Annotated in this window: 13 protein-coding genes and 5 pseudogenes; 14 read left to right on the top strand and 4 right to left on the bottom strand. The window is 61.4% G+C overall.

All coding sequences use genetic code 11. The features are described from left to right. The first annotated feature begins 142 nt into the window (after positions 1 to 142). Positions 143 to 3,109 carry a Ulp1 family isopeptidase gene (locus IHQ72_RS32755; RefSeq protein ID WP_258119895.1) on the top strand — a complete coding sequence of 989 codons (2,967 nt, stop codon included), beginning with the start codon at positions 143 to 145 and terminating at the stop codon, positions 3,107 to 3,109. Here IHQ72_RS32755 and IHQ72_RS37265 read toward each other — a convergent pair. After that, positions 3,105 to 3,300: pseudogene (locus tag IHQ72_RS37265) on the bottom strand (ISNCY family transposase); the annotation flags it as partial. The gene IHQ72_RS32755 and the pseudogene IHQ72_RS37265 sit on opposite strands and share 5 nt — an antisense overlap. A 74-nt stretch (positions 3,301 to 3,374) precedes the next feature. Between IHQ72_RS37265 and tnpA the strand changes: the two are divergent. The 5 genes and pseudogenes from tnpA to IHQ72_RS32730 all read left to right on the top strand — a co-directional run bounded on the left by tnpA (position 3,375) and on the right by IHQ72_RS32730 (position 7,025). Continuing rightward, positions 3,375 to 3,809 (top strand): IS66-like element accessory protein TnpA, encoded by a 435-nt coding sequence (gene tnpA / locus IHQ72_RS32750; protein ID WP_258119894.1) that lies wholly within the window; start codon positions 3,375 to 3,377, stop codon positions 3,807 to 3,809. Then, positions 3,806 to 3,922: pseudogene (tnpB, locus tag IHQ72_RS32745) on the top strand (IS66 family insertion sequence element accessory protein TnpB); the annotation flags it as partial. The gene tnpA and the pseudogene tnpB, both read left to right, overlap by 4 nt. A 623-nt stretch (positions 3,923 to 4,545) precedes the next feature. Further along, positions 4,546 to 5,094 (top strand): site-specific integrase, encoded by a 549-nt coding sequence (locus IHQ72_RS32740; RefSeq protein ID WP_258119893.1) that lies wholly within the window; start codon positions 4,546 to 4,548, stop codon positions 5,092 to 5,094. After that, on the top strand, positions 5,091 to 6,023 hold the full coding sequence (locus IHQ72_RS32735) for a tyrosine-type recombinase/integrase (protein WP_258119891.1): 933 nt from the start codon (positions 5,091 to 5,093) through the stop codon (positions 6,021 to 6,023). The genes IHQ72_RS32740 and IHQ72_RS32735 overlap by 4 nt, the downstream gene beginning before the upstream one ends. 84 nt (positions 6,024 to 6,107) lie before the next feature. After that, a complete protein-coding gene (locus tag IHQ72_RS32730) occupies positions 6,108 to 7,025 on the top strand; it encodes a tyrosine-type recombinase/integrase (protein ID WP_258119888.1) in 918 nt (305 codons plus the stop codon). Between the two features lie 139 nt (positions 7,026 to 7,164). Here the strand turns inward: IHQ72_RS32730 and IHQ72_RS37260 are convergent, their stop codons facing one another. Next, positions 7,165 to 7,593: a transposase gene (locus IHQ72_RS37260; protein ID WP_374120418.1), complete on the bottom strand. Its 429-nt coding sequence runs from the start codon at positions 7,591 to 7,593 to the stop codon at positions 7,165 to 7,167. A 1,120-nt stretch (positions 7,594 to 8,713) separates the two neighbouring features. On the opposite strand from IHQ72_RS37260, the pseudogene IHQ72_RS32725 reads away from it, so the two are divergent. From IHQ72_RS32725 to IHQ72_RS32710, 4 genes and pseudogenes are all read left to right on the top strand, one after another. Next, a pseudogene (locus IHQ72_RS32725) lies at positions 8,714 to 9,332 on the top strand (transposase domain-containing protein); the annotation flags it as partial. Positions 9,333 to 10,084: 752 nt separating this feature from the next. Continuing rightward, positions 10,085 to 14,107 (top strand): Ulp1 family isopeptidase, encoded by a 4,023-nt coding sequence (locus IHQ72_RS32720; protein WP_258119887.1) that lies wholly within the window; start codon positions 10,085 to 10,087, stop codon positions 14,105 to 14,107. Positions 14,108 to 14,282: 175 nt separating this feature from the next. Continuing rightward, complete coding sequence (locus tag IHQ72_RS32715) at positions 14,283 to 14,678, top strand: HPP family protein (protein ID WP_258119885.1); 396 nt, start codon at positions 14,283 to 14,285, stop codon at positions 14,676 to 14,678. Positions 14,679 to 14,724: 46 nt separating this feature from the next. Then, complete coding sequence (locus IHQ72_RS32710; protein ID WP_258119883.1) at positions 14,725 to 14,865, top strand: hypothetical protein; 141 nt, start codon at positions 14,725 to 14,727, stop codon at positions 14,863 to 14,865. Positions 14,866 to 15,022: 157 nt separating this feature from the next. Here the strand turns inward: IHQ72_RS32710 and IHQ72_RS32705 are convergent. After that, positions 15,023 to 15,142 (bottom strand): annotated as a pseudogene (locus tag IHQ72_RS32705) (transposase domain-containing protein); the annotation flags it as partial. A gap of 125 nt (positions 15,143 to 15,267) precedes the next feature. Here IHQ72_RS32705 and IHQ72_RS32700 point away from each other — a divergent pair. The 4 genes and pseudogenes from IHQ72_RS32700 to IHQ72_RS32685 all read left to right on the top strand — a co-directional run. Further along, positions 15,268 to 16,509 carry a site-specific integrase gene (locus IHQ72_RS32700; protein ID WP_258119882.1) on the top strand — a complete coding sequence of 414 codons (1,242 nt, stop codon included), beginning with the start codon at positions 15,268 to 15,270 and terminating at the stop codon, positions 16,507 to 16,509. Continuing rightward, a complete protein-coding gene (locus IHQ72_RS32695; protein WP_258119881.1) occupies positions 16,506 to 17,429 on the top strand; it encodes a tyrosine-type recombinase/integrase in 924 nt (307 codons plus the stop codon). The genes IHQ72_RS32700 and IHQ72_RS32695 overlap by 4 nt, the downstream gene beginning before the upstream one ends. Further along, on the top strand, positions 17,426 to 18,427 hold the full coding sequence (locus IHQ72_RS32690; protein WP_258119880.1) for a tyrosine-type recombinase/integrase: 1,002 nt from the start codon (positions 17,426 to 17,428) through the stop codon (positions 18,425 to 18,427). The genes IHQ72_RS32695 and IHQ72_RS32690 overlap by 4 nt, the downstream gene beginning before the upstream one ends. A gap of 114 nt (positions 18,428 to 18,541) precedes the next feature. Next, positions 18,542 to 18,685: pseudogene (locus tag IHQ72_RS32685) on the top strand (transposase domain-containing protein); the annotation flags it as partial. A gap of 624 nt (positions 18,686 to 19,309) precedes the next feature. Here IHQ72_RS32685 and IHQ72_RS32680 read toward each other — a convergent pair. Further along, a complete protein-coding gene (locus IHQ72_RS32680; protein WP_374120296.1) occupies positions 19,310 to 19,699 on the bottom strand; it encodes a hypothetical protein in 390 nt (129 codons plus the stop codon). Between the last annotated feature and the right edge of the window lie 155 nt (positions 19,700 to 19,854).

Genomic DNA, 19,854 nt, shown 5'->3' with positions numbered 1-19,854 from the left:
TGGCGCAGAGCACTCCAGACTGCCGCTCAACGCGCCCACTGCAAAGTTACAAGCCGCGTCAGCCTCTCGAAAGGTAACCCCAGTAGGATGAGAACAATGCTGCCTGCTCAGAGTTGCGAAGCGGCTGCAACCAGGGGGGCATATGGACCGTTTTAACAACGTCGACCCATCCAGGCGATATTCTGCTACGTACAACGCCTCCGTGCAGCAACAGCCGCCAAAGCAAGAGCAAGCAGCATTTGAGCAGCACTTGCGCGACGTGCCACTTGTCAATGCCGCAGGTGCCCGCCCTAGGCAGATCGTTGATGTCTCTCAAGGCGAGCGCATGGGTGTGAGAACTTCGCGCACAAGGAACGGCAATTCGCGGTCACCGTTAGAGCCGACGGCCTACTTGCCCGTGCAAAGTTTCGGTGAGGAGCGGCCTTTCGATAGTGCCGCGGATCGGGGCGATGAGTATGGCGCACCGGCCAAGAGGCAGAGGACGCTAAACAATCCGCAAGAGGTCGCCGTTCAGGGGCTGAGCGAAAGCGGTAATTCAGGCGCTCGCGTGCTGATGCAGGCCGCCACCTGGCTGCGGCCCGCTAGCAACGAAGCGCAGATCGGGCGGGGTCGACTCAACAACCCTGATGCGCCGAAGACAGATCTTGACGGCTTCAAGCGTCCTACCAATGTGACCCAAAATTCAACACTGGTTACCGTGGGTGGCGACAAGAATGCTCTTTATTCCAAAGATGCGTCCCTTATCGAGGTGCTGGAGAAAGCGCTCCGCAAGGGCAAGGTCACGGAGATCACCTTCAACGCCAATGTAAATCCTCTTTTGCGCTTCGCTCGTTGGCTCGTTGCCAACGGAAAGCAGTGCTTTGCTACTCGCCTTGACGAGAAGTCGCTGAACGAGGATTTGAAGAAGTACGCGCGAACGGGTGGTCCGTCCCTCGAAGCGCTGATGCTCCATCTCAAGACTGCGGAGGCCGGCGGCGTGCCAATTTTAGGTCGCTCTATCCGGAATCCCCGTTCCCGGGACGAACCCCTCGTCAAACTGAACAATGCAACGCCGTCTGCAACACTGGTTACCGTGGGTGGCGACAAGAATGCTCTTTATTCCAAAGATGCGTCCCTTATCGGGGTGCTCGAGGAAGCGCTCCGCAAGGGTAAGGTCCCGGAGACCACCATCAAGCTCAATGTAAATCCACTTTTGAACTTCGCTCGTTGGCTCGTTGCCAACGGAAAGCAGGGCTTTGCTACTCGCCTGGACGAGCCGTCGCTGAACCAGGATTTGAAGAAGTATCTGGGATCGGGTGGTCCCTCCCTCGATTTGCCCATGCGTCATCTCAAGATTGCGGCGGCCGGCGGCCCCCTGCCAATCGCAGGTCGCCCTGTCCGCAATCCCTATCCCCAGGACGAAGCCCTCATCATACTGTACAATGCAACTCCGTATGTGAAAGACGCCAAAGGTAAGGCACTGAGGTACACAACTGCTCTTAGAAGTTTTAGTGATTACCTACAGAAAAATGGTAAGATGGGCATTGCCGCTCGGCTTAACCACAAGACGCTGGATGATGATGTCAAGCTCTATCCCGGTGATTGCCCAACGATCCAAGTCGCGCTGGGACATCTGCGGAAATCGGGCGCCGGAGAGTTGGGATCTGAAGGCCATATTTCCCCTGTTTTGCGCGACGATGCTCACTTTGCGCCAGAGCACTCCGTCAGGGCGCGCTCGGACACCTATGGCGGTCTTCAGTCTTTTGTCGATCTGAATGCCCCCACACCGTCCGACTTGCGCGACGATGCTCACTTTGCGCCAGAGCACTCCGTCAGGGCGCGCTCAGACACTTTCGGCGGCCTTGATTCCTTTGTTGAACTGAATGCGCCCACACCGTCCGACCTGCGCGACGATGCTCACTTTGCGCCCGCGCAATCCATCAGGGCTCGCTCAGACACCTATGGCGGTCTTCAGTCTTTTGTTGATCTGAATGCGCCCACGCCGTCCGACTTGCGCGACGATGCTCATTCTGGACCGGTGCGTCCGCAGCGGCAGATGCTCCGCGATACGGAGTGGCAGCAGATGATGCAAGCGACAGGGTCCGCCGCCGTTCCGGGGGCGGGAGAGCCCAATGAGGTTCAGCTCATCCATCACCCTCGACCTCGGCCCATGGGTGAAGTTGCGCCAGCGGCACCGCCAAGAGCTCCTCAACCCGCCTCGCCAGTCACCGCCAGGCTGCCAGGCCCCTACCGCGGTCTTCCAGTGGTTGATGTGACGACGCTGACGACCAGTTCCTCCGATGCTCAGATCGGGGCGTTCGATCCGACAGCCTCGTCCAAGGTCGCCAACGGGTCGGTGCTCGGCACCACCGAGTGGCTGAGCGACGCCCATATTCAGAGGGATTACCATTTGCTGGAGGGGCAACTGCAGGGGGGCAATCCGGAGCTCGCCGCCCGGACACGGCTGGTGGATCCGTCGGTATCCCATCTCCTGCGTCATGTGGGGTCGAACACCGCGCAACACACATTGCAGTCCATCTATAATCAAAACACCGCCCCGGCCGACTTCCTGTTCCTGCCCGTGAACAATGGCACTCTCGATAGGCCCGGCACCCATTGGTCGCTGCTGCTCGTTGATCGCCGCAACCGGGAAAGACCGGTCGCCTATCACTACGACTCCCGCCAGCGAGAGGGTTACAACGACGTGCCTGCAACACAGCTCGCAGGACTGCTGAACGCCACCTTGGCGCCAGCCCCCATGGCCCGACAGCCGAACGATTATGATTGCGGCGTCTTTGTGCTGGACGGCACGTGGGCGCTGGTTGGACGATTGGTGGAAGGGCAGCGGCCAGGCCGCGAGCCGCTGCCCCTCGACAACCTCGTCGCCGATCGGCAGGCGCTGCAAGACCGGCTGAGGAGGCGCTTGCCGCACGAGGAAGAGCCCCGGCAGCTGTTGGATGATGAACCCGCCTCCCCACCAATGATGGCATTCGAGCCAGGGGAACTGTGGCGACTGTTGGAGGACGAGCCCGCCTCCTCTTCGCCACGAATTAATTCGACCCGACATGCGCGAACGGACGGTGTTCATCAGCCAACCCAGGCGCCGTGGCTCCCTCAACGCAAAATATAACTCGGACCTGCTTTGGGGCACAGGCCCCGTCCAGGTTGTCGTGATCGGCGAAGGGAAGGTGCATGTCCTTCGGGTTGCGTCGCTTCTTGGCACGCCTTGAAGTCCGCCATGAACTCAGCCGCATAGGCATGGCCGCCTCATCGTGCTGATGCCGCAGCGCGCATCTCCTTCACAAGCCGGTCCTGCAGCGTAAGCGATGTCCCGACGGCACCTTTCGGTGATCGGCGTGAAGGACGATGTTCGGAGCTTTTGAGGGCTTCGACACATGACGATTTCAGAGCTTACGCTTAAATCCAGCGATCACGAGCCCGCGCGCCGGTTCGAGGTGTTCACGGGCTCCGGTCGGCGGCGCGAATGGCTGCCGGAGGAGAAGGCGCGGATCGTGGCGGAAAGCTACGAAGCCGGCGCGACCGTGAGCGCGGTGGCGCGGCGATACGCTTTGTCCCCGCAGCAGCTGTTCGCCTGGCGTCGGGCCGCTCGTCAGCCGTTGGCGGAAGCGCCGGCACCGGGATCGTTGTTTGTTCCGGCGGTGATTGCAGCGCCGAGGCCTGAACCGGCGGCAAGGCGGCGGCGGAAGCAGAAAGCCGCCCGAGACGGTGTGATCGAGCTGGAGATAGACGGCGTCGCTATGCGGGTCGGCCGTGGCGCCGACACCAGGACGGTGGCCGCTGTAATCCGAGCGCTAAAGGCGACGACGTGATCGGGCCGACGGGTGCGGTCAAGGTCATGGTGGCGACGAAGCCGGTGGACTTCCGCAAGGGTGCGGAGGGCCTCGCGGCGCTTGTGCGCGAGACGATGGGCGCCGATCCGTTCTTATGCGTCGGGCGAGATTATGTGGCGGAGCCGCCCTGACCCCTTTCGGGCCGGCCAAACCCAGCTTGCCTCCGCCACATAATATTTCATGCCTCTCTCATGGCGCGGGATTTCCCTGGTGCCACAACGCCGGAGGGGCAGAATGCTAGAGTTCTATTTTTCCTATTGTGGGGTGCTCAAGCGCCTGCGTAGCGGTGCACTCGGTGGCGAGATGGATCGCCTCGCGGAGCATTTTTTCGCCCTTGGTTACCAGCGAGCGTCCGCCAAGATTTACCTGAGCCGGATCGCGCGCTTTAGCCAGTTTGCCGCAACGCGCTGTGGTCGGATGATGCGCAAGGTGCGAGGACTTGAGCCGAAGACCCGCGAAGGCGTTCTACTGGGCGGCCGCCGCTTTCTGGATTGGTTCCGCCACCACCATCCCGGTCAAAACCTCGAGGCGTTGACGGCTGAGCACGTCCTCGCTGCTGTCGAGCATCGGCTGTCGCTATCGGCGACCACCGGCACCCGCACGGCAGCGACTTCTCACATCCGAACATTTCTTCAGTTTTTATGTTGGGCTGGCCACCATGACCAGGATCTCGACCGCGTCGTCCCAAGGACGCCTCATTGGCGTTTGGCGCATTTTGCGTGCGATCGATGCGATCGGCGCAACGACGCCGGTCGACATCCGCGATCGAGCCGTCCTGCTGCTACTGGCCACCACGGGCATTCGCAACGGTGAGCTACGCGCCATTCAGCTGCAGGATATCGACTGGCGTGCTGGCGAGGTTTCTGTCCGGCGCACCAAGGGCAAGCGGGATCGGGTGGCGCCGCTGCTCGAGGAGACTGGCGCCGCACTCGCCGACTACGTCCTGCGCGCTCGACCGAAGGTGGATAGTCCGTATCTGTTCCTGTCCTTCACGCCGCCCGTGGCACCGTTCAAATGCGCGTCGCCTGTTTCGAGGATCGTGCGGAAGCGGTTGCGACATAGCGGGGTTGAGCTCGGGCGGGTAGCAGGCGCGCATCTCCTGCGCCACAGCCTTGCCACCCAGCTCGTCAAGCAGCGAAGGCCGATCAACGAGGTCGCCGATCTCCTAGGACACCGCAGCATCAACACAACGGCGCTGTACGTAAAGGTCGCGACCTCGCAACTTGCCGAGGTCGCACTCCCCTTTCCGGGAGGCGTGGCATGACCGCCTTTGCCCGATTCCTCGGCGAGAAGGCCGAGTGTTACATCGAGCTACGCCACTCCCTCGGCTATGCCTTCAGCAAGCAAGCCGGCACGTTGCGGGCTTTCGTGAGGTACGTTGGGCGCGCTCAGCTCGATGCGCCCGCAACCCGGACGATGGCGCTGGACTTCGTCCTGTCGTTCAGCGGCGCCGCCAACAGCCGCGCCATTCGCCATGGCGTGCTCCGCCGGTTTTACGAGTATCTCGCCGTCTACGACGCCCGGACCGAGCGCTTGGAGCGCAGAGCCTTCCCCAGATCCAGAGCGATTCCGCCTCCGCGTATTCTCAACGAGGCTGAGTTGACGTCACTCATTGACGCATGCGCCCGCATTTCGCCTAGCATCCCTCTGCGAGGGCGGATGATGGCGACGCTGATCGGATTGTTGGCAAGTTCAGGGCTGCGATCGGGCGAAGTAGTCGGGCTTGATCGTTCCGACGTTGATCTCACCAACGGGGTTCTCCTCGTTCGGAAGACAAAGTTCCGCAAGGATCGTCTCGTTCCAGTTCACACAACAACCCAGGCTGCCCTTGGTTGCTATGCCCGTGAGCGCGACGCCGCTTTCCCCATACCCAAGGATCAGGGCTTCTTCCTCAGTTCCCGGGGCAACCGCCTCTCGGCGACCGGCCTGCAAAACGGCTTTGCCGAGGTCCGTAAACTCGCCGGCTTTAATGGCGGTAAGCCGTTAAGGCCGCACGATCTCAGGCACCGGTTTGCCGTGACCCGCCTCAGCCTCTGGCACCAACAGCGCGCAGACGTTCAGGCGCTATTGCCTTTGCTGGCCACATATCTCGGCCACGCCAGTTACACCGACACGGCCTACTACCTCACGGGCTCGGCGGAGCTCCTGGCCATCGCGGCTGAGCGTGCCGCCCTCGATGGAGGCGCAGCATGAGCGAACACCTGCTCCTTGCGCCGCTCCTGGAGTCCTACTTTCGCCGGCGCCTGACGAAGCAAGCGCAATGCGACTCCCGCGACCGTGGCCAGCTATCGCGACGCCTTGCGCATGCTGATCCTCTTTGCCGCCGACCGGTTGCGTAAGAAGCCGGCGGCGTTGGCGCTCGAAGATCTCGATCGAGACCTCGTTTTCGCTTTTCTCGACGAACTCAAGGAGAAGCGGAACAATTGCGTCGCGACGCGCAACGCCCGCTTGGCCGCGATCCGATCTTTCTTCCACCACGTCGCTGCCGCCGACCCGGCGTCCTTCGGTGTGGCCCAACGTGTGCTGTCGATTCCCATTAAACGGGCGCACATCGAGGTAACGCACCACCTCACCAAGGCCGAAGTGGACACCCTCATTGCGGCGCCCGATCCGAAGACGCCCCGTGGTCGGCGCGACCGAGCTTTTCTGCTCTTCCTGGCACAGACCGGCGCCCGGGTCTCCGAAGCCACCGGCGTCAACGCAAACGACCTTCAGTTGGAGCGGCCGCACCCACAAGTGCTGCTGCGCGGAAAAGGGCGTAGAGACCGCGTCGTCCCTATTGCTAAGGACCTAGCGCGGGCGCTGACATCCTTGTTGAGCGAGCGCGGGATCGCCCATCACGAGCCGCGACCGATATTCGTCGGCGCCCGCAACGAGCGCCTGACTCGTTTCGGAGCGACCCATATCGTGCGGCGTGCCACTGAGGCCGTGCCTACCAGGCCGGCCTTGGCCGACAAGCCCATATCGCCACACATCTTCCGGCACTCCCTCGCCATGAAGCTTCTCCAGTCCGGCGTGGATCTTTTGACGATCCAAGCCTGGCTCGGGCACGCACAGGTCGCCACGACCCACCGCTATGCCGCAGCGGATGTCGAGATGATGCGCAATGGACTCGAGAAGGCGGGCGTCACCGGCGATCACGGCGTGCGTTTCCGGCCAAATGACTCCGTTCTGCAACTGCTGAACTCCATCTGATGTTATGTGGCGGAGGCAAGCTGGGTTTGGCCGGCCCGAAAGGGGTCAGGGCGGCTCCGCCACATAATCTCGCCCGACGCATAAGAACGGATCCGAGCCGGCATCGCGCACCAGTGCCAGAAGGCCGTCGGGACCTTTTCTAAAATCGACGGGATGACTGGCGACCAACACCTTCACGCCGGCCGGGATCATGCCTGGCGAACCGCCCGGATGATCCGCACCAGCTGCTCCTCATTGATATCGGCACCGGCGCGAATGACCACACACCCAGCTCGATCTCCACCGACGCAGACGCTGTCGGCGTGACCTCGACAAAGCCGAGCCGAGCCGCATCTCGCTGCCGCCTGACCGCACCGCTCTTGATCGCCTTGCGCCGCCAGCCGAACAGCTGCGAGCTCGCCAGTCCAGCCTGGCGCGCGATCGCCGACACGTTCGCCCCTGGCTTCAGAGACTCTTCAACCAGCCGTGCCTTCGCTTCCGCCGACCAGCGCCGCCGCGGACGCTGCGGACTTGCGTCCAGCCGGTTCGCAACCGCCTCAAGGACATGGAAGCTCCTATCATCAGGCATAGGCGCAGACATAGAAATTGACACTGCAAGCTCCTCAGCTCCTTCAGTGTCACTATCTCTCGCTCATCACCTCAAACCGCGCCAGATGGGGTCAGCTTGGCGCTTACGCAAATGCTGCTGAAGCCAGTGATGATCTGGTCAGCATACACCACTCGGTGACTTTGCATTAGCAGCTGGACGCGGGAGCGCATCACCGCACCCCAGGTCACACTACCAAATTCGCGCTTTTCCGACGACGAACGGGAACGACCTGTCGGCTCAAGGCGGCGCTCCTCCTTCTCGTCCCACATAAGAACTCGGCCTCGCCGCCGAATCCGGCGCGATCCAAGGGCGCCGTTCCGCTGGCGGATTGCGCATGAATTCAACTGATCAGAGCTTGGAGGGCAGCAGAGGCAGCCCTCTCAGCACGGGCGACGTCTGTCCGCGCCAAAGCTCTGCATGCCACATACGTCGCCTCACCTCGCGCCGTCTCAAGATGGAAACGAGCATCACGCGTTTTGTCACTTCGGGTAATCCTGAATGAAGTGACAGCGCGTCCGCAAGCCAGACGACTTGACCCGCGCCTTCCTGGGCCGGTGTAGGCCTAACCCTGCTTTGAGCAATGGTTAAATGTTTAGCCATGTCGGATGTCGTGTGTCGGACGAAACCTTCCGTCAGCTAGTCGTCAGCCGAGCGGTATATCTACACCTGTCGTGCTAGCCGACCTGAAGCCAACGGAAAGATAGCAGTACAAATTCTAGCATAGCGAATTGGCGCGTCCGATGCTGACTACATGCCCATGGCGAAGCTGGCGAGGCAAATCAGTTGGAGGCAGCGGCAAAAAATCAGGAAGCCAAGATTGTGGGGCGTTCCCGATGAACCTCGCCGAAGGGGTTTCAAGGCGGCAGCCGATCTTCGGCGCAAGTGGACGAAGAGCAGTGCCGGCAAAACGCGAGCGTGCCAAACAACCACCATGCGTTGCGATCGCGTACGAAGCTGCTGATCTTGGGCCGCTAGTGAGGCGCTTTGGCCGTCGTGGCTCCCAGCTGACCGCGACGGTTGACGAAAGGAAGCTTTGGGTCCTGAGACGTCATGCCACGTGCGATCTGGGCGGCTGCGCTCATCGAAGCCTTGAGCCGAGCTGCAGAGAATCGCTCTGGCTCTTGAAGCCGAGAACGCGGAGCTGCGCATCTGTGCCGATCTGCTTCGGCAGATGATCTTCGGGGCAAAATCCGAGAAGCTGGCCGCCTCGATCCGACGCAGATCGCGCTCGATCTCGGCTGCCTCTGCGAGGTGCCGGTCGCGACCAATGACGATGCCGCCGAAGACAAGGATCGTCCGCGGCGCAAGCACCGGTCGGCATCGCGCACGATGGGTGCCCTGCCGAAGCATCTGCCGCGCTGGGAGGAAATGATCGAGCCGGAGAGCACAGTCTGCTCCTGTTGCGGACTGCCTCCATCTCATCGGCGAGGATGTCAGTGAGGCCCTCGATATCGTTCCGGCACTGCTTCGCGTGATCCGCACGATCCGGCCCAAATACGCCTGCCGGGCCTGCGAGGCCCATGTCGTCCAGGCGTCGGCGCGAGCGCGAGTGATGGACGGGGGCATGGCAACGACGGCGCTGGTGGCGCATGTGGTCGTCTCCAAGTTCGCCTGGCATCTTCCTCTCTATCGTCAGTTGCAGATCTTCTCGGGTATGGCATCCATCTCGACCGTGGCACGCTCGGCGGCTGGTCGGACGGGCCGCCTGGTGGGCTGAAAGGAATCCGATCTTCAACAAAAATCTCCGGCGTGCTGAGGTGCTGCGGTTGTCGAGAAAATGCCACCGTGTTTGGTTGCAATGGAGGCCTGTCGCGGATCTAGTACTTCCTCGTCATGGACGATGAGGATTTCAGGGAGCTGACGCCGTTTCAAGGGTTCGGCCGCAGCTGGCGCGAGCGCTAACACCGCCCTGAGCAGATCGCGGTTCCAGCGGATAGCCGGGTTGCGGCTGGTGATGTGGATCCCGTGAGCATTTCAGCTTTGGAGGCGGTGCCCCGTAGGACTGATGCCGCCCTGCTGTGTTATTTTACAGGACAACCGACTGTCGCGGAGCGCGTGAGTGGCTGGCAAGGTGCAGGTCACGCCAAGGCTATGCAGGTCTCTGTTACCGACGGCCACGGTCTTTCACCCGACCCATTCGGCGTCAATGATCTGCGAGATTTTTGTTTGGCACGTCTGGGGGCCGAAGCTGCTCATTTTCTCCGTCTCTTTCCAGGGGTGCACTCCCGCGCGAGGTGGCAGAGCCACTGAACATCGGCAAGACCTCGGTTTCGACCCATTTACTGTGGGCGCTGGAGGCGGGGCTGTCGTGCTGGCACTGCATGGGCTGGACGGCGATGCGGCGCTGAACAGCTTCGGTTCACCGAATGGGCCGTCCGCCACACGTTGTCGTGTCAGGTTATCGACAGCTTGCCTATGTCAGATCCAAGCCCAGCTTCAAGCGGGCTTATATTGCTGAAAGGGAGAACGGATGGATTTCACGTCGACCAAGCGGGTGTGCGGACAATCGAACAGAGCCGGCCTGCAAGATAGCTCACGTGCGGCTCCGTCCGCAGGTGCGGCGGCGTTTGAGCGGCAACTGAGCGAGATCGCCAATTCAGGTGGAGGTGGTGGAGCAATGCCGGCCGGCTCGGCGCTGCAGCCGGCTCGGGCAACTAAATTTTTGAGAAGGCTCAGCAAGCACCCTGTTCATTTCAGGGATGAAGACTTTATCCTCAGCCTTGAGGAGGCCCTCGTCAAGGGCAACGCCGCGGAGTCCACCGCCGAGAACAATGTAAGTACTCTTCTGAACTTTGGCCATTGGCTCTTTGCAAACAACAAGGATCCCATGGAGGGTCGGCTCGACAAGCAGTCGCTGACCGATGATGCGCGCAAGTTTATCGGAAACGGTGATCCCTCGAGGCTGTTTGCGGCAATAGGTCATCTCCGGACCTCGCGGTCGACGGGCGGAATCGTGCCGATCGCAGGCCGCTCTAAGTTGACTCCGTATCTTCAGGACGCGACTCTAATCGATGAGTATAGAAACGAAGCAGCGACAAATACCGGCAGTACGAATGCAACTGTTCTTAGGAGCTTCAGTGACTACCTGCGTCAAAGCAACAAGAAGGGCATTGCTGATCGGCTTTCCGGTAAGGCGTTGGATGGAGATGTCAAGGGCTATAAGGACGCCGGTGGTCATCGGAACATCGGTCACGCATTGGCTTGTCTCCGAAAATCGCAAGCCGGCCTTAAAGTGGTGGAGCTCGAGCGCCATATTCCTCCCGTTCCTGATCGTTTGGAGCTGATGGACGAACCCGGCCCGTCGTCTTCGGCGCCGCGGCCGGCTCAGTCAGCTCCGTTTCGCAGGAAGCAGCAGCCTCGAAACCAGCAGCTTTCCTATCCCCAGGATGCTTCCCTTATTTTAGGCCTTGAGAAGGCTCTCAACAAGGGTAATGCCGCCGAGGACACCGTCAAGAATAACGTCCGTATTCTTCGCCGCTTTGGCCGCTGGCTCCTCGCAAACAACAAAGATCCCATTAGTAATCGGCTCAACTCCGAGTCACTGATCGAGGATGCGCGCGAGTTCGTCGGAAAGGGCAATCCCACGAGACTGATTACGGCAATAGGTCATTTCCGGACCGAGCAATCGACGGGCGGCGTCGTGCTGATCGCGGGCCGCGCTGAGTTGACTCCGCATCCGGAGGACGCGGCACTGATCAAAGAGTACAGAAAGGAAGCAACGACAGATACCGGCAGTACGAATGCAGTTGCTCTTAGGAGCTTCAGTGACTACCTGCGCCAAAACAACAAGAAGGGCATTGCTGGTCGGCTTTCCGAGAAGGCGTTGGCTGAAGATGTCAAGGCCTATAAGAATGACGCCGGTGGTCAGCGGAACATCGGTGCTGCACTGGCTCATCTCCGAAAATCGCACGCCGGCGTTAAAGCGATGGAGCGCGAGCGAAATATTCCTCCCGTTCGTGATCCCGCAGGCGCAGCACTGATGGAGCCGGGGCGGGTCGGCGAGGCAATCGCGCAGCACAGCCCGTCGCAGGAACCTGGCAGCTGGCCAAAGGAGCTTTCTGCGGCAGCCCACGATCAGGATGTACGTTTGGAGCTGATGGACGAAGCCGGCCCTTCGTCTTCGCCGCAGCGGCCGGGTCAGTCAGTTCGGCTTCGGAACCAGCCTCTTTATCGCGAGGATGCTCCGCTGATTTTGGGGCTTAAGGGCGCCCTCATCAAAGGCGGGGCCACTGAGAGCACCGCCAAGCACCACCTGAGTACTCTTCTCAGCTTTGGCCGCTGGCTCCTCGCAAACAACAAAGATCCCATCAAGGATCGGCTCGACCACGGGTCGCTGAACGAGGATGCGCGCGAGTTCATCGGAGAGGGTGATCCCTCGAGGCTGCTTGCGGCAATAGGCCATCTCCGGACCTCGCAGTCGACGGGCGGAATCGTGCCGATCGCGGGCCGCGCTGAGTTGAAGCCTTGTCCCCAGGACGCGGTTCTCATCGAACGCTACAGAAAGGAAGCACCGACAAAAACCGGCAGGAGAAATGCAACTGTTCTTAGGAGCTTCAGTGACTACCTGCGTCAAAACAACAAGAAGGGCATTGCTGATCGGCTTTCCGGTAAGGCGTTGGATGGAGATGTCACGGGCTATAAGAAGAACGCCGATGGTTATCAGGCCATCGGTTACGCACTGGCTAGTCTCCGAAAATCCCACGCCGGCGTTAAAGCGATGGAGCGCGAGCGCCATATTCCCGCCGTTTCGCCCGAGTGGGTCATCATCAACAAAGAACATTCCACAACGCTGTTGAGGCCAGCGAAGCGGCAGAGGACCCTGAATACCCCGCCAACCGTCGCTATTCAGCAGCAACTGGGCGAGAGCGGCAATTCAGGCGGTCGCATCCCGATGCAGCCCTCCACCTACCAGATGGGCGCACTGCAAGCGGAGACTAGCGGCGTCGGAGGCGCCACTGCGCAGCAAAGTGCCCCGCATGAAGCTATCGCTTTGCCATCCGTCGTCGCTATAGAAGATTACGATCAGGATCTACTTTGGGGGGAGGTGGATAAGGCCGGCCCACTGCCATCGCTCGGGTCGAGCGCGAGCCATCATCAGCCGCCGGATTCCGCGGGAGCCGTTCATCCTTTGAACTGGCGCCACGACCACCAGTCGGCCGCGGACGAGTTGCCCGGGAGCAACGTCCTGCCGAGCCGGCAGGACGGCGGGGTGGAAGCAATGGTCCATGAGAATCCGCCCACACCATTCGAGCTCAATGCTTGGGTTGCAGCGCCTGACTTTCAGCCGCTGTTTACCGGGCCAGTACCGGCTCATCACCAGGGCGTTCGACAGCCCGGCTCGCTGCAGGAGCTTTCTCCCGTGCCGGCGTCATCGGACGATGAGGCTTTGGCGTGGCTAAGCGAGGAGTTGGTGCGGCGGATGCTCCGCGAGACGGAGTGGCAGCCCATGATGCAAGAGCCAGGGTCCGCCGCCGTCCCGGGGGCGGGAGGGCCCGGTGACTTTCATCTCGTCAATCGCCGTCGACTTCCGCCGATGACTGAAGCTGCGCCAGCACAACCGACAAAGGCTTCCGAACCTGCCTCGCCAGTAACCGCCAGGGCGCCAGACACGTACCGCGGTCTTCCAGTGGTTGATTTGACTGCGTCCACGCCCACCTCCTCCGATGCTCAGATCGGGCCGTCGGGTCCGAGAGCCCTGTCCAATGTCCCCAACGGATCGGTGCTCGGCGCCACCGAGTGGCTGAGCGACGCCCATATCCAGAGGGATTACGATTTGCTGGCGGAGGAGCTGCGGGGGATCGATCCAACGCTCGCCGCCCGGACGCGGCTGGTGGATCCGTCGGTATCCCATCTGCTGCGTCACGCGACGCCGCAAGACGCGCAAGCAACATTGCAGGCCATCTATAATCAAAATGTCGCCCCAGCCGACTTCCTGTTCGTGCCAGTGAACAATGGCACTCCGACTAACCCGGGCACTCATTGGTCGCTGCTGCTGGTTGATCGCCGCAACCCGGAAATGCGGGTCGCCTATCATTACGACTCCCTCCAGCGACGGGGCTACAACGACGAGCCTGCAACACAGCTCGCCAGGGTGCTGAACGCCACCTGGGAGCCAGCCCCCATGACCCGACAGCCGAATGATTACGACTGCGGCGTGTCTGTGTTGGACGGCACGTGGGCGCTGGTTGGACAATTGATGGCCGGGCAGCGGCCGGACCACGGACCGCTGCCCCTCGACGACCTCATCGCCGACCGGCAGGCGCTGCAAGAGCGGCTGAGGCGGCGCTTGCCGCACGAGCAGGAGCCCCGGCAGCTGTTGGACGATGAACCTGCCTCCCCACCAATGATGGCATTCGAGCCAGGGGAACTCCGGCAACTGCTGGGTGAGGAGTTTGCCTCCTCTTCGCCACGAACTAGTTCGACCCCACCTGCGCGAACGGACGGTGTTCATCAACCAACCCAGGCGCCGTGGCTCCCTGAACGCACAAGATAACTTTGCGGGGGAGGAGCCGTCACGGCTATCCGTGGCGCCGGGCGCCTATCGACCCCGTAAATGACGATCTGAACAGAACGGTCGGGTGCAATCCATGTGTCCGGCCTCAATGAAGCAGCACTCTTGGCTGCGGGCCAATCGCCGCGCGGCCCCTATGGCGCTGCTGGTGGCCCCAATGGGTGCCTCCGCCATGCTGCTCTTTGCCGTGCCGTCGAGCCCGGTGGCGCAGCCCTGGTCGATTATGGGCGGCAATTCGATCTTCGCACTGGTCGGCGTGACGGTAGCGCATTTCGTGCACGACCCAGTGATCGCGTCGGGCTTCGCTGTGGCCCTGGCGATCGCCACCACGTCTTCACGCGCTGCCTGCATCCGCCGGGCGACGGCGTTGACTCCCGTGCTCGGCGGACCGGCCGTGGTCAGCGCCGGCTTCCTGTTCCCTTTCGTGCCGGTGGCGCTGAATTCGGCGGTACTGGTGGCGCTCGGCTTTATTTTCCGCTGTCACGGCGCAACTATCCGCATGTCCACGTGGCCGCCACAAACAATCACGGCACCGCGGACCGGCCGCCAGTAGAGCGCGTCGGCTTCCGGCCCGAGGATGTCGATGCGGCACTCGCCGCTTGGACGAAACCTTCGACATTGGCCGCGACGATCTCGAAAGGCTGCGCCTGCAGGCGGCAGACAAGTCGCCGCTCAAAGCAGTGGCATTAGCGGCGAACGGCGTGCGACAAGAATCGGAGGGCAATGACTCGCGGTCTTGAATAGGGAGGGGTCGGCGACCCAACCAGCACAGACGAGCGCTAAAATCGGTTAGTGCAATCGTCAGACGTAAGCGGGCAGCTGAGGCCGTTCAGCGCCGCCGCGGACGCTGCGGGCTTGCCTCCAGCCGGTTCGGGGTAAGCGGGTAGCTGATGCCGTTCAGCGCTGGTAGTTCCAAGGCATAAGCGCCTCGATATCGCTGTTTGGCCAGCCATTGGCGATACGCTCGAGGGTCTGGGTGAGCCAGGCGTGCGGATCGACCCGGTTCATCTTGGCGGTTTATGCCGACCGCCGAACTATGCCGAGTGAGCAAGTTTTTACCAACACTTTCCTCAACGTAGCGGTAGCTGGATCGGCATAGCTTAGGCTCTCTCCGTCGCAATTAGACGCGAAGGAGAGGACATATGAACGCAAGTGACTATCTGCAACGCAGCACACTGTATCGGAAGCTGATTCACGGGCCATTTGGCGAGTTTGCACGCGTTTATGCGGGCAGATTGTCGGACGAAGGCTTCGGTCGGCAATGCACCTGGCGATCGCTAAGCCTATTTCGTGAGCTGAGAGACTGGCATGTCGGCAACGGGCACGATCTCCAGGATTTAAGCGAAGTTCATGTTGAGCGGTTTCTTGAGCACCGTTCCAAGCACTGGAGCATCGATTCGGGCGACCGATCGGCGCTCCGGCGCTTGCTTGCCGCGTTACGGCAAGAAGGTTTGATACCAACCGCCCTTCCGATTGAGCGCACGGAGTACGAGCAGATTGTTGATGTGTTCGCGGCTTACCTCACGAATGAGAGGGGGCTCGCCCGCTCGACGGTGGAAAGCCACAAGCTGCTCTCGCGCCGATTTCTGCAGGAGGTCTGTCCGGCTGGCGCAGATGGGTTTGCAGCGCTCACCCCGGAGATCGTCATCGGTTATGTCGAGCGACATGCTCTCGATGGCTCCGCCGACAGCGGCAAGGCAATGTGCGGGGTGGTGCGCGCCTTCCTGCGCTATTTGCATCTGAAGGGCTTCATTTCGGTGGCCTTGGCCAATTGTGTGCCGTCGATCCGTCGCTGGCGGCTTGCTGGCCTACCAACCTTCCTGCCACCACAGAAGGTTCAGGTGGTTCTCGATGCCTGCGATCGGACCACGGCAATGGGGCTTCGCGACTATGCGGTTTTGATGGCGCTGGCCAAGCTGGGCTTGCGCGCCAGCGAGGTTGCCGCGCTCAGTCTTGACGATATCGATTGGCAGTCGGGCAGTGTCCTCGTCCATGGCAAGGGGCGGCGGCAAGCGATGATGCCGCTACGCCACGACGTCGGTGCAGCTATCGTCGCCTACATCCGGCATGGGCGACCCGCTTCACCGTGTCGCCGGTTATTTCTGCGAATGCTTGCTCCGCACGTCGGCTTTGCCTCAGGCTGCGACATTACGATGATCGCGAAGGAGGCCCTCGAGCGGGCGGGTATTCACGGCTATGCGCACCACGGCGCGCATCTCTTCCGCCACAGCCTTGCGACCGACCTGCTGCGGTCGGGGGCCAGCTTTGCCGAGATCGGCCAGTTGCTTCGTCACCGGAGCATCGACAGCACAAGGATCTATGCCAAGCTCGACATCGAGAAGCTGCGCGAGCTGAGCCTGCCGTGGCCGGGAGGTGTCCAATGAGCCGTCTTCGAACAGCGCTCGAGCGCTATGTGGGCATGCGCCAGGGATTGGGATACAAGTATCATGGCCCCGCTCGACGGTTGTCGGATTTCGTCACTTTTATGGAGGCTTGCGGCGCCGAGACCGTCACCACGGCGCTGGCGATGAAGTGGGTGACGTTGATCGGCCGACAACCGAGTTGGTCCATCCGCCTGACCGATGTGCGCTGCTTCGCTCAGCACCTCGCTCATTTCGACCCCATGACGGAAGTGCCACCTCAAGACGCTGTGCCGCCGGCGCGGCGTGCAAAGCCCTACATCTATACCGATGCTGAGATCACGGCGCTTCTGGCGGCGGCACTGTCGCTGCCGCCGGCCAACGCGCTGCGTCGCTGGACATATCATTGCCTGTTCGGATTGATAGCGGTCGCCGGGCTACGCCATTCCGAAGCGCTCGACCTGCGCCGAGACGACGTCGATCTCGACCAAGGTATCCTCACCATTCGGGAGACGAAGTTCGGCAAGTCGCGGCTGGTCCCGCTCCATGCCACGACGGTCGCCGTGCTGTCGGACTATGCCGCGCGACGCGACGCGCATCTCGTCGCCCCTCGTAGCCCCTATTTCTTGGTCGCCGAGCAGGGCGGCAGATTGCTGCACCAATACGTGCACCGGGTGTTCTGGCAGCTGTCGCGACAGATCGGTCTGCGGCAGCGGGGGCAGCGCAATGGTCCGCGGATTCACGATCTTCGTCACCGTTTCGCCGTCCAGGCCCTGACCAACTGGTATCGTGCGGGCGAAGATGTCGAGCGGGAACTGCCGGTCCTCTCGACCTTTCTCGGCCACGCCAATGTTCGCGACACCTACTGGTATCTATCCGCCGCGCCGGAGCTAATGACCCATGCCGCGCGACTGCTGGATGAGCGGTGGGAGGTTCGCTCATGAGTGCCTCGAACGATCTGGCCGTGCTGATCGAGCGGTGGTTCACCGATCGGCTCATGCGACATCGAGGCGTAAGCTCCAACACCATCGCCTCCTATCGCGACACCTTCCGGCTCCTGTTTGCATTCGCGCAGACACGCCTTGGCAGGTCTCCGTCGCAGTTGACACTGCGGGATTTGGACGCGCCTTTCATCGGCGCATTCCTGAAGGACCTCGAGACCCTGCGATCCGCCTCAGTGAGGACCCGGAACCTCCGCCTCACGGCCATTCGGTCTTTCTTCAGATATGCGTCGTTCGAGGAGCCGGCCCATAGCGCCCAGATTCAACGCGTGCTCGCGATCCCGAGCAAGCGATGCGACAAGCGACAGCTTCAGTTTCTCACCAGGCCCGAGATTGAAGCGATCCTGGCCTGTCCGGATCGCAGCACATGGCTGGGACGGCGTGATCACACTCTGCTGTTGCTGGCCGCGCAAACGGGGTTGCGGGTCTCGGAGATCATCGATCTCGACCGGGACTCGGTGATGCTGGGGCACGGTGCCCACGTGCGATGCGTTGGCAAGGGCCGCAAGGAGCGAAGTACGCCGCTCACCAAGGTTGCACAGCAAGCCCTTCGGGGCTGGCTCAACGAGCCCAGGAAGCGGGGCGCAACGGCTCTCTTTCCGAACACGCACGGCGGCAAGCTGAGCGCCGACGGCGTGCAGGCGCTGCTGAACAAATATGTTGCCAAGGCTCGCGAACACTGCGTCCCCCTCCGCTCGAAGCGGGTGTCGCCCCATGTTTTGAGGCACAGCGCTGCCATGGAGCTGCTGCAGGCGGGCGTCGATTGTTCGGTCATCGCCCTATGGCTGGGCCATGAGGCGATGGAAACGACGCTGACCTATCTTCACGCACATCTTGAGCTGAAGGAATCCGCACTTGCCAAGCTGAAGCCATACGAACGCGCAAAGGCCGAACGATTTCGACCAAACGACAGGCTTCTTGAGTTCCTGAACGCCCTTTGAGCATCAGAACTATGCCGAGTGTCAACGACCGGTTCTTGGTCGAAATGGCGGGCAAAGCGCTTCATACCGCCATGCTCGGAAGAGGCGCTCGGCATAGTTCGGCGGTCGGCATAAACCTGCAAACTCAACGGCGTCGAGCCCCTCGGCTATCTCGCCGATGTCCTCACCAGGATCGTCAATGGCCACCCGAACAGCCAGATCGACGACCTGCTGCCCTGGGCCTACATCCCGGCTCCCGAACTCAGGGCCGCGGCCTGAGAACAGCGCTTACCCTGCAGCGTCTGGTTGGCGCGCTCAACGCGTCCCTTCGCCTGGGGGAGTTGGCGCAGATGATGTCAATGTTGAGCTCATAGAGCGCCCGGCCGAATTGCGTCAGACCGGCTGCCGCGGTCCAACTTGGAACCATGCGTCGTCCGCAGTCACGCTGTTTTTCCGCCAGCCAACGGAGCCGTTCCACATATGTCGCGCTTCTGTACCCGAATCAGCTCCAGCGCAAAGTCACAGAAAGGGGTGGCGGTGTTGATCTCGAGAAGCAGCCCGAGCGCTCGATCTCTAAGACCCATAATCAACGCGGCGCTTCAACGCGTCGGCACACTAGCGAGACGTGTCTCGGTGCAGCGTTCGGGCAAGCGCCGATCGCGCGCTTTTCCTGCTCGATGAACTATAGAAGCGCGACCTGACGGCGAACAGGGAGCACCGGCGGTATTTATCGTGTAACGTGAAGGAGAAGGCAATGCTCATGTCGTGAGGATGTCACGAACGCGAGCAACAGATCGTCGCGCTCTCCCCGGGCCCTGACACATCCGCGCGCTACAGAACCACGGTGGGCAGCCGCTCGAATGCCCAGGATGCAAAAATCCACAGATGCATTCCGGTCATATGCTAGCTGCCAAGCATATGACCGGCATTTCGCAAGGCGCTTAGGAAGAGACCGGCATCGACGGTGACATCGATCTTGGCCTGCATTGACAGGGGCATGCTAGTCCAGTTCTCCAACGGCGCAATGAAATGTGAGAAGGTGCCATTGACCATGCAATGGCGGATAACAAGGCCCTGTCTGTCCAACGCGACCACGCCAGTCTGGTCGCCTCGATATCGGATGGCTGCGACCCTCTGGACCTCCGAGTCACCGTCGACCCGCACGTCGAAAACCAGGATACCGTGGCTCCTCGCGGCGATCTCCGCGGCTTTTTGGTTGAAGCTTAGGGAGAGCGAGCGGACGCTTTCGACCGCCATTTGGAAAATCGCCAAATCCAGTTCATCCAACGCCATTTAGGCAATTGCGCGCAATACAGTGGTGATTGCAACGCCGCACACGGCTTGTTCACAGATGTCGGCGCACGACCAATCCCTTGTTGGGCTGCCGCTCGGCCACCGATGGATTGCGAGTTCCGGTTAGGACTGATCCTGAAGCGAGGCGCGCGCAC

The sequence above is a fragment of the Mesorhizobium onobrychidis genome (genome assembly GCF_024707545.1).
In the GTDB taxonomy this organism is placed as follows: Bacteria; Pseudomonadota; Alphaproteobacteria; order Rhizobiales; family Rhizobiaceae; genus Mesorhizobium; species Mesorhizobium onobrychidis.
The sequence above is the reverse complement of the archived record's forward strand: the minus strand, read 5'-3'. Positions and strand labels throughout refer to the sequence as shown.